Genomic DNA, 14,101 nt, shown 5'->3' with positions numbered 1-14,101 from the left:
CTGCACCGGCCAGGCTCAGGATCCCACCCCCACCGCATCGTCTTGCTGCTCGACCGCCTCGCCGTTGATATCGAGCCCCAGGAAGCCGCCGGACTGGCGCCGCCACAGGGCGGCGTAGAGGCCATCGCGAGCCAGCAGCTCCTGATGGGTGCCACTCTCGACGATGCACCCCTCGTCGATCACCACCAGGCGGTCGAGCATGGCGATGGTCGACAGCCGGTGGGCGATGGCGATCACCGTCTTGCCCTCCATCAGCGTATAGAGCTGTTCCTGGATCGCCGCCTCCACTTCGGAATCGAGTGCCGAGGTGGCCTCGTCCAGCACCAGAATCGGCGCATTCTTGAGCAGCACCCGCGCGATGGCAATGCGCTGGCGCTGGCCGCCGGAGAGCTTGACCCCGCGCTCCCCCACATGGGCATCCAGCCCTCGACGCCCCTTGAGGTCCACCAGATCGTCGATGAAGGTATCGGCATGGGCCCGGCGCACCGCCTCCTGGACCTGCTCCTCGCTGGCTTCCGGGCTGCCGTAGCGGATGTTGTCGCGCACCGAGCGGTGCAGCAGCGAGGTATCCTGGGTGACCATGCCGATCTGCTGGCGCAGTGACTCCTGGGCCACCTCGGCGATGTCCTGGCCGTCGATCAGGATGCGCCCGCCTTCCAGGTCATAGAAGCGCAGCAGCAGGTTGGCCAGGGTCGACTTGCCGGCCCCGGAGCGGCCGATCACCCCCACCTTCTCGCCGGGAGCGATGCTCAGCGATAGACCGTCGAAGACACGCACCCCCTGACCATCGGGGCGTTCATAGCCGAACTGCAGTGTCTCGAAGCGGATCTCGCCATGCGGCACGACGAGTTCCTCCGCCCCGATGCGATCCTTGACCGCCGGCTCCCGGGCGATGGTGTTGATGCCGTCCTGCACCGTGCCGATATTCTCGAACAGCCCCGCCACCTCCCACAGGATCCAGTCGGACATGAAGCGGATACGCATCACCAGGGCGATGGCCACGGCGATGGCACCCAGCGAGATGGCCTGGAAATACCAGGCACCGATGGCCATGGTGGCGACACTCGTCAGCAGCAGCGAATTGAGCAGCGTCAGGCTCACCGACAGCAGGGTCGCCAGGCGCATCTGACGGTGCACGGTGGCCATGAACTGCTCCATGGCGTCGCGGGCGTAGGCCTGCTCGCGGCGGGTGTCGGCGAACAGCTTGATGGTCTGGATGTTGCTGTAGCTGTCGACGATGCGGCCGGTCATCCTCGCCCGGGCGTCGGCCTGGGCCATGGAGACCTCGCGCAGCCGCGGCACGAAGACCCACATGATGGCGATATAACCGGCCAGCCAGGCCACCAGGGGCAGCATCAGCCAGGGTTCGGCGTTACCCATCAGCAGCATGGCACCGGCGAAGTAGATGACCACATAGACCAGCAGGCCCAGCAGCTTCATTACCGTCTCGCGGATCGCCAGCGCCGTCTGCATCACCTTCTGCGACACCCGCCCGGCGAACTCGTCCTGATAGAACGCCATGCTCTGGCCGAGCATGTGGCGGTGCGCCAGCCAGCGGCCAATCATCGGGTAGTTGCCGAAGATGCTCTGGTGGGTGAGCAGTGACTGCAGCAGTACCAGCAGCGGCAGGCCGATCACCACCAGGGCCGCCATGCCTCCCAGGCGCCAGCCGTACTCGGCGAAGAAGCCCTCGCGCTCGGCGCCGGACAGCCAGTCCACCAACTCCCCCAGGTAGCTGAAGAACAGCACTTCGGCGGCCGACACCAGCGCCGTGAGCAGCGACATGGCCAGCAGCAGCGGCAGCACCGGGCGCGAGAAGTGCAGGATGAAGGCGAGCAGCCCCCGGGGGGGCGTCTCGGGTTTCCCCGCGGGATAGGGGTTCACCAGGGTTTCGAAGTAACGGAACATGACATCACCGATCATCAGGTCAGGCATTCACTCCGCCTTTCTCCCTATCACACGCCGCCGGGGAGACAGGCTCTTCTCTGCGCTACGAACCCAGCGGGCATGCTCGCTGGAGACATGCTCCTCCACCCGCTCGGCGAGCAATCGCAGCGCCTCCGCACGGCCCAGGTCGCGGTAGGGACCGGCGGCCGCGAGCAGCAGGAATTTCTCGTGTTTCAGATGTTCGGCGGTGGCACGGTACTGAATCCACAGCGGGCCGAACTGATTGATCTGTTCGGTGGCTTCGAGCACCGCGATCGAGGCACCGAGCAGAGCGGTCAGCCAACGGGCCAGCGGCGGATCCGCCAGCGAGAGCACCGGAATGGTGGCGGCGAATGCCACCTGCACCAGGCGCAGGATCTTGTGCCAGCGGCGACAATATCGGCTGCGCTGCCCGTACCAGGCGAGCTGGTCTTCCAGTCGGCACCACTCGGCGCGCCGCCGCAAGGCCTCGTCCGGCAAGGGCCCGTCGATGGCTGGCGAATCGCTGTGATCAGCGGGTTCGGTGTCGTCCACGGCCCCCTCCGGCGGCAATGGCCCCTGGGCGTAGAGGGGCAGAGGCACCCTCATCCGGCTAACGAGCCCCCTCTTCGGCTAAAGATAGCAGCCCGGTGTCCGCGGCATGGAGTAAGTGCAGGCGGGGTGCAATACTGGGTGGAAGAGAGTTCGCAAGCACGCCTCGAGCAGGATCTCCGCACTCCTCCACGATGGCGGCGGCGATTCGTCGCAGACGGGGCCCACCACCCAATGGGAGGCCGACCATGGCGGCTTTGCTACCGGGGATCTTACGCCGGCTGTCCGTGCTGCTGCTGGGGCTGTTCCTGCTCGGCGGCTGCCAGACCACCAGTACCGGCGAGGGAGTAGGCACAGGCCTGGGGGCCCTCATCGGTGCCGGGCTGGGTTCACAGGTAGGTAGCGGTTCCGGGCGGACCGCCGCCATGTTGATCGGTGCGGGGCTGGGCGCATGGCTCGGCAGGGAGATCGGCATCCGGCTGACCCGTGAGGATCAGCGGGCCATGAGCGCCGCGCTCGATCGCACACCAGACGGCACATCGGAGAAGTGGCGCAATCCCCAGACCGGTAACGAGTTCACCATGACGCCACAGGAGACCTTCGAGCGGGGCGACCAGCAGTGCCGCCACTTCGAGATGCAGGTCGTCGTCGACGGTGAGCCCCGCCGTACCGATGGCACGGCCTGCCGTCGGCCGGACGACCAGGAGTGGTCCACGGTCTAGCCGCCTGTCGGACTCAACGCTGAGCTACTCCGACAGGCCAGGTGAGTGCTAATGAACAGGGTCGATGCAGGACATCACCGGTGGAAGCGGTTTCTCGCCTGCCTGCTTGCCGCCGTGCTGGCGGTATCACCGCTGGCCGTGGCGCAGGACGACGTCTTCCCCGACGGCGACGGCCAGGACGATACCGGCACCACCGGGGAACCGTCGGGTAACGGCGGTAGCGACTGGACGGTACCGGCCATCGTGGCCGGCGCCGCGGCGTCCGCGCTGTTGATTCGCTGGCTGCGGGAGCGCCGCCAGGCCGTGCAGCCACCCAAGCCCACCAAAGGCGAGCGTGACATGCTGGTGCAGCTGCAGCAGCAAGGCCCGGAGTTCGCGCCCCGGTACAACACCAGTGCCTTCGCCGCCATCGGCATGGTGCGGGGCGGTTGGCCGTTCGTACTGGACTTCGCCCACCTGCAGCCGGTCATGGTCACCCTGCGCATCAGCGCCCGGGGGGTCCCCGATGTCTACACCCTGCGGATCCCCTTCGGTGCGGACGAGACGGGGCGCCATCGCCTGCAGTTCCAATTGCCGCCGGCGTTCGGCGACAGCGAGCGCCCCGCCGCCATCGCCGTGACCGCGACCGACATGAGCGGCGAGCGCATGGAGCCCTCGTTCCGGGTCCTGGCGCTCGGCTGCGGCCCCCGCGCCGTGGGCTCGGTGGCCATCGAGGAGGTGTCGTTCCTGCCCCGCCTGATTCGCGCCCAGGCGCGTGAGCAGGCCTCCTACCGCTTCTTCTCGCACTCCGAGTTTCCCAGTGCCGTGGCCGAGTTCATGCGCGTGGAGCCGGCCGATGACGGCGAGCGCCACTTCTTCGTCAACGAGGCACCGATCCCCGGTGGCGTGGCCGCCGGGCGCAGCATCGATCCACGGCAATGGGACGGACGCGACGCCGGCCAGCGCATCTCCACGGGGACGCATCGGCTCAAGATACGCGCCTGGGCGCCGACGGAAGGCTGGATCACCGCCTGGTCGGATTCGCGCGTCAAAGTGTCACCCTGATCCGCCCGCTGCGCTACTCCCCCGACCCGGCGAGGTCGGTCGCGAGCCGCCGCCAGGCCGCTGCCGACAGGACCTCCACTTCGCCGGGTGACGTCAGGCGGGTGCCGGTCAGCACCTGCTGTCGGCGGACCGGCCGGGACGGCGAGGCGTGGAAGGGGGGCAGGCGCCACAGGGTGGCACGATCGCCTGCGGTGACCAGCAGCCGGATCGCCGATGTCCCGAAGTCACTGTCGATCCCGGCCGGGGCAGGGCCGACCCCACGCAGGGCGGGGGTCAGCGGATGGCCGCTGACCGTGTCCCAGAGTTGCACGCGGCCCTCGGTCTGCCAGCTGAGCACCCGCTCCCCGCCCGGCACGAAGGCCGCGCCGGCAATATCGTCCCCGGGAGCCAGGGAGGCGAGCAGCGCGGCGCCGTCGGCCTCCCAGATGCGCACACTGCCGCCCCCCCAGCTCAGGACCCTGCCGGTGTCGGCATGCCGCCGGGCCCCCTGGGCTGCCTCGTGATGGAAGGCCCTATCGGCTTCGTCGCCGTCCTGCCCGGAAGTCTCCTGCACGGAAGAAAGATGAACGCCACCGTCGCCGGTGGTGACCAGCAGGCGTCCACCGTCGAACTCGGCATGGCGGACCAGCGCCCCCTCGAACAGGGTCCGCAGCAACACCGGCTCGCGTGCCTCGACATCCCAGAGACGCAGCCGCCGGTCCTCTCCCCAGGTGAGCAACCGCGCGCGCTCGTCGTTGACGAAGGCCGCGCCGCGCAGGCGGCACTCCGCCCCCTCAGCGTCTGGTTCGATCGGCACCGTGCGGGCACTGCCGACGCGCCACAGCCAGGCGGTACACCCCCGCTCCCCCCAGAACAGCAGGCGATCGGCATCGGGGCTCCACACCACCCCGGCCACGGGGCCGTCGCCCGCGGTCCCGCCCGGCGCCGCCAGGGCCCGGAAGGCGTCGTCCTCCCAGCTCCAGAGCCGCACGTCGCCGTGTACGCCCGCGGTCAACAGGCGGCGGCCTTGGGGGGCGAATACCGCGAGGACGGCCTCGGGATCCAGCCGCTGTCGATCCGGCACGGTATCGTCGATCGCTGACCATGAGTGGACATGCCCGTCGAGGGTGACGGCCCGGACCAGGGGCTCGTCCGCCACCAGGACGGCATCGAGCACCTCGGCCGGAAACCGCCGCGTCGCCGCCGCCTCGGTGGGCGGCGTCTGCCACCACCTCAGGCTGCCGTCGCTGCCTCGACTGAGCAGGCGCCGCCCATCCTCGCTGGCCACCACCTCCCTGACCGTCGCCGCATGGCGCAACGGAAGGCCCAGCGGCTCTCCGGTGAGGCTCGACCAGAGCCGGGCATCGCTGCCGCTCCAGGTCAGCAAGCGGTTGCCCCCGGCGAAGCGAGCGCCCGTCACGGGGGCCTCGAGGGTGGCCACCGGCTCACCGGTCGCGCCGTCCCAGAGGCGGGCCGACCCGCCGCCCGGATGCCAGGTAAGGAAGCGACTGCCCTGGACCAGGGGTGGGGCGAGTTCGTCCTCATGGCGCACCACCGCACCGACGGGGCGCTGCGTCTCGAGATCCCACAATCGCGCGGTGCCACAGGCGCCATGGTTCCAGACCAGCAGGCGACGCGCGTCGTCGAGAAAGCGTGCGCCGATGGCCCGCGGGCTGCAGCGCCCGCCCTCCGCCGCTGCCGGCTCGAAGGCCGGCAGCGCAGGCAGCCACAGGCGGCCCTCCCGGTTCCAGAGCACCACCTCGTGCGCCTGCCGACCGAGGGCGCCACCGAGGATATCGCCGGCATGGCGTGCCACCACCTCGGCGGCATCGACGCTCCAGACCACCGCCTCGCCACTGCGGGTCCACAGCAGCAGGCGCGCCCCGCCCGGCGAGATGGCCACCCCGGCCACCCCCGCGGCATGGCGCCATTCGCCCAGGGAGTCGCCACTCGTCAGGTCCCATACCCGCGCGTCACCGCCGCGGTGCACACTCACCGCCGTGACTTCGTCGACGCCACCGATCCAGACGCCTTCCACCGCCGGCGGGAGCGTGACCAGCAGGGCTCCGCTGCGCCGATCGCGAATCTCGGTGCCGCGCTCGCCACCCCGGAGGACGATTTGCCGCGTCCAGGGCTGCCCCCCGGGCGAGAAGGTCTGCACCGTGCGCCCGCCCGGGCCAAGGAGCGGCGGGGCGGCGCCGTCACTCCAGGACCAGGCCTGGTGGCCGCCGTCGCTGCCCCAGAGTCGCACCCTGTCACCGGCGTCATCGTCGCCATCGAAGGCGGCCAGCATCAGCACCGGACCGAGGTCCATCGCGCCCGCCAGGACCGGTCCGCTCCCCAGCCGTACGCCGGCCCAGTGGGCGCTCGCGGCGCGCGCCGGGTCGAGCGCCAGCTCCGCGGCCTGCATGAAGTGGTGGCTCGCCTTGAGGGGACGACCATCGCGATCGCGGGCGCTCACCCCATTGGCCCAGTGCAGGTCGGCCAGGCCCTGCCGGGTGATGCGTTCCTGCTGATGCAGCGACCAGGCGAACCATGACAGACCGATGACGCCCAGCAGCAGTGCCAGCCACGCGGCCGTGATCCAGCCACGTCTCATCCATTCCCGCCAGCGGCACGCCTGCAGGTAGTCCCTCTCCATGGCGTCGAGCCTGAAGGCCCCGGCCCCGGTGAGCGCCCGCGCCGCTTCCAGCCGGTTGCCACGGTGGACCAGCAGCTCGGCGGAACGGCCGCCGACGTCCCACTCGCTGGCGGCACGCCGCAGTCCGTCGCGAACCCGCAGTGCCTCGCGGTTGTCCTCCAGCCAGCGGTTGAGCCGCCGCCAGACCCGGAACAGCGATTCGTGGGCCACCTCCAGGGTGCGCACCCCGTGATGGCTGCCGGCGATCAGCAGGCGTGCCTGGATGAAACGCTCGAGCAGCGGGTGGCTCATGGCGGGCAGTGCCTCCCAGCGCACCGCCTGACGCGTATAGCGCCCCTCCTCGTCGAGTCGCACCAGATCGAACAGGGCGATGCGCAGCGCCTGCCACTGCTCCCGGGAAGGCGCGGCGGCGTCGAGGACCGCCTCGGCCGACCTGGCCACCGAGCCGTGCAGCCCGCCGAGGCGGTCGCGGTACTCGGCCAGGGTGAGACGCCCGTCCTCGCCACCGGCTTCCCACAGCTCACGCAGGGTGAAGGCCAGCAGGGGCAGGGCATCCTGGGTAGCGGTATCCGCCACCATGGCACGCACCAGGCCGGGCTCGAGCTCGAGCCCGGCGAGTTCCGCCGGCCCCTCGATGACCGCCGCGAAGCCCTCCACCGACAGGGGTTCCACGGTCAGCGGCTGCAGGGGGACGTCACGCCAGGCCGGGTGGTCCTGGAGGGCACCGAGGAAGTCGGAGCGCAGGGTGGCAATGACGAGCACGGGCGTGCCGGTATCCCGCAGGACGGGGTGCAGCACCCGCATGAGCTGCTCGGCCTGGGGCGAATCCGACAGCAACTCCTCGAGCTGATCGAGGACCAGCACCAGGGTCGAGTTCGCCCGCCCGGGCCGCCGCCGCAGCTCCCGCTGCACCCTCGGCAGCAGCTGGGACGCCGTCTCGGCACCGGGCGCCAGGGCCAGCACCTCCTCGGATACCCCACCGTCGTCGGCGAGCCCGGAGCGCAGTTGCGCCGTGAACTCATCCAGGGGGCGGTCGCGGGGCCGGATCGGACCGATCACCGTCCAGGCGTCGGGGACGGCCCGCAGCCGCGGCATGATGCCGGCACGCACCAGCGACGACTTGCCGCTGCCCGAGGCGCCCAGGAACAGCAACAGGCGCGGGCCGCCGAAGTGTCGCAACTGCTGGAGTCGATCCAGGGCCTGCTGGGTCTCGGCGTCGCGGCCGAAGAAGATGGCGGCATCGACCTCCTCGAAGGCCATCAGGCCGGGATAGGGGGGACGATGGCGATCCCAGTCGAAGACGCTGATCAAGCCCTGGCGCAACCGCTCATAGCCCGCTTCCGGCTCCTTGACCAGGTCGATCACCTGCAGCTCCGCGAGCTGGGGACGCAGCTTGCAGGGCGCGATGCGTACCGGGAAGATCCGCTTGCCGAGGGCACGGGCGTGACTCAGTTCGGCGAGACACCAGCACGACGCCATGGCGGGTTCGCTGCACAACACGATCAGGGCCTGGCAGGCACGCAAACGACGGTAAAGCTCTGCCTCCCAGTCGCGCCCGGGGGGAATGCCGTGCTCGGGATCGAAGTCCAGGAACAGCGAATGATGGCCGTGCCGTTGCAGCCAGTCGGCCATCTCGCGGGCCGCCGCGATGTCGGTGCTGCTGTGGCTGATGAAAAGCGTGCTCATCACCCAGCCCCCGTGTTCCGTCGCGATGCCGAAGGCGGCCTGCGCCAGCTGTCCCATCCCGTGGCAACCCCTCCGGCGGCAAGCGGGACAGGTCCTCCCTCAGCCCTCGAACGGTCGCGCCCAGACCTCGCTCGGCTCATGGCGCCGGAGAATCTCCTCCGCTTCGGGCTTCGAGGCGTCCGGAATGATCACCTTCACCTGGTTGGTCTCCTTGTCGAGAAACAGCTTCTCGCGTGGAAAGCCCTCGGACACCAGTTCATCGTACGCATTGGTGGCCTTCATGGAGCTGCCATAGGCAGCCGTGACGGTCTGAGTCATGACGTCCTCCAACAGACGGGCTGAGGCGTCGCAGGCGCCAACCGGCGCCGCGGCAAGAGGCGGGAGGGCCGGCCCCCCGCTTCGAACCCTCAGTATAGTGACTCCCGCTCTACCAGCCGGGTCTGCTCGCGCCGCCAGGTGGCCGGGGGCAGGCCGGTTTCCCGCCGGAAGGCGCGGCTGAACGCGGCCTCCGACTCGTAGCCGACCTCCAGGGCGATCGCGGCCACCGAGGCGCTCGATTGGCGCAGCAGCCCGGCGGCCACCTGCATGCGCCACTTGGCCAGGTAGTGCATCGGCGCATGGCCGGTAAAGCGCGCGAAGCGCTCGTGCAGGGCCGAGCGCGACAGGCCGATGTCGTCGGTGAGCTTGTCGATCGTCCAGGCATCGCCCGGCCGTTGATGCAGCAGCGCCAGGGCGCGGCCCACGTGGCGATCCCGCAGCCCGGCGAACCAGTTCGACTGTTCCTCCGTCATCTCCTCGAGATAGCGACGCATCATCTCGACGAACATCGCCTCGCTGAGCCGCTCGAGCAGCGCTTCGCCGCCGGGCCGCTTGTGGGTCGACTCCGACAGGGCAAAGCGGATGAAGTGAGCGATCCAGTCGTCATCGGCGCCGGCCCCGGCGCGCACATGGAGCAGGCGCGGCAGGCTGGCGAGCAGCGGGTTGAAGGGATTCGCATCGCAGCCGAAGAAGCCGCACACCAGGGTCGCACCGTGCCGCTCGCTCCCGCGATCCAGGCGCGACATCGACAGGGAATCGCCCTGCCGGCTGGCGAAGAACGGCAACTGCTCCGGTCGCGGCAACCCGTAAGGCGTCAGGTCCACCGTGCCGCGCATGCCCGGTTCGCTCGACATGACGTGTGGGTCGCCCCGCGGAAAGATCACTACGTCACCCTCGCGCAGGGCCACCGGCGACGCGCCGATCACCGAGGCCCAGCACTCCCCGTGGGTGAGGACATGGAAGGCCATCACGTGCTCGACCCCCGGCATGATCAGCGTGGCGACCTCGGCCGCCGGGGGCGACTCGCTCACCCAGCGGGCACTGCCCTCGACGTGATAGAACACCGCCCCTCGCAAGCGGACGCTGCGCAGCACCTGAGACAAGGTGTCCTGGCTCATGGCCGCCTCGCGGGTGGTGGGAAAGGGATAACGACTACCTGAACCAGTATTGCGGACGATCCACCGTGCCGCCATGACAAACCGGACTCCCGGTCAAGTGCCGAGGAGTTCCGGTCAGTCAGGCTGACGCGCGGCTCTTCATACTTTACTTCGCAACATCGCTCCTCTGCCCGTTGCGAGCGTGATCAACCAGGAGAACAACCATGCAACACCTGACCTACCAGACCCTCGACGGCAGCCGTGCCTCGCTATCGCCCGATGAGCTCGACGCCCTGACCCAGGGCATTCGTGGCGGGGTACTAACCGCCGCCGATGCGGACTACGAGCCGGCACGTCGCGTCTGGAACGGCATGGTCGACCGCCACCCGGCGCTCATCGCCCGCTGCCTCGGAGCCCAGGACGTGCGTAATGCGGTCGACTTCGCCCGCACCCACCGCATGCTGCTGAGCGTGCGCAGTGGCGGCCACCACATCGCCGGCAACGCCGTCGCCGACGGCGCCCTGATGATCGACCTGTCGCCGATGCGTACCGTGCGCGTCGATCCGGAGAGTCGCACGGCGCGGGTCGGCGCCGGCGCGCTGCTCGGCGACTTCGACCACGAGGCCCAGGCCTTCGGACTGGCGACGCCGCTCGGCATCAATTCCACCACGGGAGTGGCCGGTCTGTGCCTGGGCGGTGGCTTCGGTTGGCTGACCCGCAAGTACGGCATGACCATCGACAACCTGCTCTCCGCCGATGTGGTGACCGCCGATGGCCAACTGCGAGTCGTCTCGGCCACCCAGGAGCCCGAGCTGTTCTGGGCCATTCGCGGCGGCGGCGGCAACTTCGGCGTGGTGACCTCCTTCGAGTTCCGGCTCCACCCCGTCGGCCCCCAGGTGTACGCCGGCCTGGTCGTCTACCCCTTTGCCCAGGCGCAACGGGTCTTGCGGGCCTGGCGCGACTTCACCGCCGGCACGCCACGGGAGCTCAGCGTCTGGGCGGTACTGCGCCAGGCACCGCCCCTGCCCTTCCTGCCCGAATCGATCCATGGCAAGGAGGTCGTGGTCTTCGCCCTGGTCCACAACGGCGACCCCGCGGAGGGCGAGCGCCTGGCCGCCAGGGTGCTCGAATTCGGCGAACCGGTCGGCAGCATGCTCGGCACGCAGCCCTATGCCGGCTTCCAGACCGCCTTCGATCCCCTGCTGGCCCCCGGCGCACGCAACTACTGGAAGTCCCATAACTTCGCCGAGATCGGCGATGAGCTGATCGACGCGGTGATCCACGGCGCCTCGACCCTGCCCGGCCCCGAGTGCGAGGCCTTCATCGCCCAGCTCGGCGGTGCAATGGGCGAGGTCGCGGAGACGGACACCGCCTACGCCGGACGCGACGCCAACTTCGTGATGAACGTGCACGGCCGGTGGCAGGATGCCGCCGAGGATGACAAGGTGCGCGACTGGGCGCGCCGGGTATTCCGCGACACCGCGCCGTTCGCCACCGGCGGCGGCTACGTCAACTTCCTGACCGAGGACGAGGAGGGCCGCGTCGACAGCGCCTATGCCCAGAACTACACCAGGCTCCAGCAGCTCAAGCAGCAGTTCGATCCCGACAACCTGTTCCGCATGAACCCCAACATCACCCCCGCAGCGCTGGCCAGGACGGCATGACCCAGGGCCCGGGGCCCGCCCCCGTCGCGGGCGGGCCCCTTAGCCGGCCGGCAGCAGGGCCAGTGTCGCCCCTCCCCAGGCGATCAGTACGACACCCAGGGCGCGGCCGAGCCAGTGGCCGTGCGCCACGACCTTCTCCACCAGCACCAGCAGGGTGAGCCCGGCGATCCACAGCACGTTCATCACCCCGGCGACGAACAGCAGCAGCATGAGCATCCAGCAGCACCCCAGGCAATACAGGCCGTGCCGGAGCCCCATGCGGAAAGCCCCCCTCACCCCATCGCGCCAATGTCGCATCACGAAGCCGAGTGGCGACCGACACCAGCGCAGGCAGGCCTGCTTGAGCAGGGTCCACTGATAGACACCGGCGGCGATCAGGACCAGGCCGGCGACCGTGGCGCTCGTCGTCTGCATCATCGGTGACAGCAAGGCCGTCCTGTCGAGGGCCCATTGCAGGGTCGTGGCGCCGAGACTGAAGACCGTCCAGATGACCACATAGCCGAGCACGAACAGGCCGGTGGCGCCGAGGGCGCCGCCTCTCGCCTGGCGACGTCGGGCGATGGCCGCATAGAGCAGGATCATCGGCGCGGCGCTCGGCAACATCATGGCGAGCATCATCACCGCCCACATGAGCAGGACGAGCCCGAAATAGCCCGCTGACCAGGATGGCATCGGCTTCGCCATGTCGCCCATCGCCTGCATCTCGAGGCCCGCCCCCACCAGCAGATAGGCCCAGGCGAGCACGACCATCCCGACGAGGCCCGAGACGACGATGGCACACTCGCGGTGGAGCACGGCCTCGAGCGCCGTATCGCTCCTCCCGGATTCGTTGCGTTGGCGCATATCGCTACCCGCCCGCGGGCTTGACGGCCGCGGCGCCAAGCCCGACTGATCGTTGGCGACGTCACCCAGCGGTGGTTCACCCCCGGGCGTGGATCACCCCCGTCCCCGAGTGGCGGATCACGTTGAACTGTCCGTAGCTGTCATCCAGTTCCAGCTCGACGGCCCCGGTCGCCCGGGTCGAGGCACTGCCGATCTCGGCGATCTCGAACTCGATCCCGGCCGGGATGTCGATGCGGACGCGATGCTCCTCACCGGTCGCCGGGCTGATGATGGGCCGCCCGGTCGATTCCAGCACGCCGGGGATCGCGACCCTCGCGGTCCGCCGCTCGATGTCGATCTCGAGGTCGATCGGCTTGAAGAGCGGCTCGTGGATGCTGCTCGACATGGCATGGAATACCCACCAGTGGGTCTTGGCCTCCTCGGTTTCCTCGCCGTGAAGCACCGCGATCAGCGCCTGGCGCTGACGCTCGTCGGCGCGCTCGTCGATGATCGCCTGCATGGTGCCGTTGCCCTCGAAGATCGCCCCCGGCCATGCATAGAGCAGGGCCCAGCGCAGGCCGTCGAGGCTGGTGTCGCCGAAATGGCCCTGCTCGATCTGCCCCACTTCGAAGCCTCGGCAGTGGCCATGGGTAGGGCGCAACTCGAACTGGCAGGGGCAGTTGTAGTCGCAGTTGCAGTTGCCGAACGTGACGGATTCGATGCTCCAGTCGATCATGGCGTTGACCTCCCGACTCTGGACCCTGGGGGCATGGGGCGCGCCCGTGCCGATGTCGAAAGTGACCCGGTATGGAACGGGCACAGCGCTGCCCGGGCTTCCAGTATAGCGTCCCGTTCGGTGTCGCGAGTCACCGCGAAGCGAGCCCGGAGCGGTGCTGTCCCCGGCACGGCATAAACCCTGAATGCAAGTGAATAAGTACAGCCCCACAGCAACATCATGGGCTGAGGCAATAGACATCATCCGGGGTCCGACAGTGATCGGCCTATTGTCGTTGTCCGGAGACCTTCTTTTCAGTCGTATGCATCTGATACGGAAATCAGGAAGGGATGAACCCACGGGTAGGGTATGCCTTACAGGAATAGCATGACCACTGACCTTGCTGCTGTAAAACAGCTGGCCAAGAATCTTTCTCCCACAAAAACAATCAGATACTAGTTGAAGCAATTGATGTAAGTCATGAAATGGCTACCTTGCAGAGAATCCGCCCGTGGAAAGGTTACCATTAAGTTACACTTCGCCTAAGCCACCCCCCCAAGGGCGATACGGCTCACGACAGAATTTTCTCTCACATAAACAATCAGATACCAGTTGAGGCAATTGCCGTAAGTCATGAATTGGATATCTTGCAAAGAATCCGCTTGTGGAAAGGTTACCCTTCAGTCACACTTCGCTTAAGCCAACCCACCCAAGGGTGATATGGCTCCCGACAGCCCGGTGCCTGCACCGATTTGTCGGAAAATGAAAAAGGCAAACCCGTCGAAAGGCGGGGACGCAAAGTCACCGGTCTACCGGGCGTAACAGCCCCACGACAGCGGGACCGCCGACATCTCCTTTGGCTCCGAGCATGCTGTTTTCCATGCCCGCCCCCATCGCAGTGTTAACGGGTCCCCTGCCTGGTGTTAACTCAAGCCATCGTCGACGGTAAACAGCCG

Annotated in this window: 10 protein-coding genes and 1 riboswitch; of the genes, 3 read left to right on the top strand and 7 right to left on the bottom strand. The window is 68.5% G+C overall.

Going from position 1 to position 14,101, the window contains the following annotated elements; genetic code table 11:
• Positions 1-15: 15 nt before the first annotated feature.
• Both CR157_RS08525 and CR157_RS08520 read right to left on the bottom strand, forming a co-directional pair.
• Positions 16-1,935: an ABC transporter ATP-binding protein gene (locus tag CR157_RS08525; RefSeq protein WP_373681013.1), complete on the bottom strand. Its 1,920-nt coding sequence runs from the start codon at positions 1,933-1,935 to the stop codon at positions 16-18.
• Positions 1,936-2,460 carry a DUF4231 domain-containing protein gene (locus tag CR157_RS08520; RefSeq protein ID WP_219999910.1) on the bottom strand — a complete coding sequence of 175 codons (525 nt, stop codon included), beginning with the start codon at positions 2,458-2,460 and terminating at the stop codon, positions 1,936-1,938.
• A gap of 245 nt (positions 2,461-2,705) precedes the next feature.
• Between CR157_RS08520 and CR157_RS08515 the strand changes: the two genes are divergently transcribed.
• Together CR157_RS08515 and CR157_RS08510 are read left to right on the top strand one after the other, a co-directional pair.
• A complete protein-coding gene (locus tag CR157_RS08515; protein ID WP_181422010.1) occupies positions 2,706-3,179 on the top strand; it encodes a glycine zipper 2TM domain-containing protein in 474 nt (157 codons plus the stop codon).
• Between the two features lie 51 nt (positions 3,180-3,230).
• Positions 3,231-4,223, top strand: a complete 993-nt coding sequence (locus CR157_RS08510) for a hypothetical protein (RefSeq protein ID WP_110283118.1) — start codon at positions 3,231-3,233, stop codon at positions 4,221-4,223.
• 13 nt (positions 4,224-4,236) lie between these two features.
• Here CR157_RS08510 and CR157_RS08505 read toward each other — a convergent pair whose 3' ends face one another.
• From CR157_RS08505 to CR157_RS08495, 3 genes are all read right to left on the bottom strand, one after another.
• Positions 4,237-8,586: an nSTAND1 domain-containing NTPase gene (locus CR157_RS08505; protein WP_110283117.1), complete on the bottom strand. Its 4,350-nt coding sequence runs from the start codon at positions 8,584-8,586 to the stop codon at positions 4,237-4,239.
• A 42-nt stretch (positions 8,587-8,628) separates the two neighbouring features.
• On the bottom strand, positions 8,629-8,847 hold the full coding sequence (locus CR157_RS08500) for a hypothetical protein (protein ID WP_110283116.1): 219 nt from the start codon (positions 8,845-8,847) through the stop codon (positions 8,629-8,631).
• 89 nt (positions 8,848-8,936) lie between these two features.
• A complete protein-coding gene (locus CR157_RS08495) occupies positions 8,937-9,965 on the bottom strand; it encodes an AraC family transcriptional regulator (protein ID WP_110283115.1) in 1,029 nt (342 codons plus the stop codon).
• A 203-nt stretch (positions 9,966-10,168) separates the two neighbouring features.
• Here CR157_RS08495 and CR157_RS08490 point away from each other — a divergent pair, with 203 nt between their 5' ends.
• A complete protein-coding gene (locus CR157_RS08490; protein WP_110283114.1) occupies positions 10,169-11,608 on the top strand; it encodes an FAD-binding oxidoreductase in 1,440 nt (479 codons plus the stop codon).
• Between the two features lie 39 nt (positions 11,609-11,647).
• On the opposite strand, the gene CR157_RS08485 is transcribed toward CR157_RS08490, so the two are convergent.
• Both CR157_RS08485 and CR157_RS08480 read right to left on the bottom strand, forming a co-directional pair.
• The gene (locus tag CR157_RS08485; protein WP_110283113.1) at positions 11,648-12,451 is read right to left on the bottom strand and encodes a DUF2182 domain-containing protein; all 804 of its coding nucleotides are present in this window, start codon (positions 12,449-12,451) and stop codon (positions 11,648-11,650) included.
• A gap of 76 nt (positions 12,452-12,527) precedes the next feature.
• Positions 12,528-13,166, bottom strand: coding sequence for a DUF1326 domain-containing protein (locus CR157_RS08480; protein WP_110283112.1), 639 nt, complete (start codon positions 13,164-13,166; stop codon positions 12,528-12,530).
• Between the two features lie 739 nt (positions 13,167-13,905).
• Positions 13,906-13,994: riboswitch (cyclic di-GMP riboswitch) on the top strand.
• Positions 13,995-14,101 lie beyond the last annotated feature (107 nt).

Source organism: Halomonas sp. LBP4 (assembly GCF_003202205.1).
Lineage (GTDB): Bacteria > Pseudomonadota > Gammaproteobacteria > Pseudomonadales > Halomonadaceae > Halomonas > Halomonas flagellata.
The sequence above is the reverse complement of the archived record's forward strand: the minus strand, read 5'-3'. Positions and strand labels throughout refer to the sequence as shown.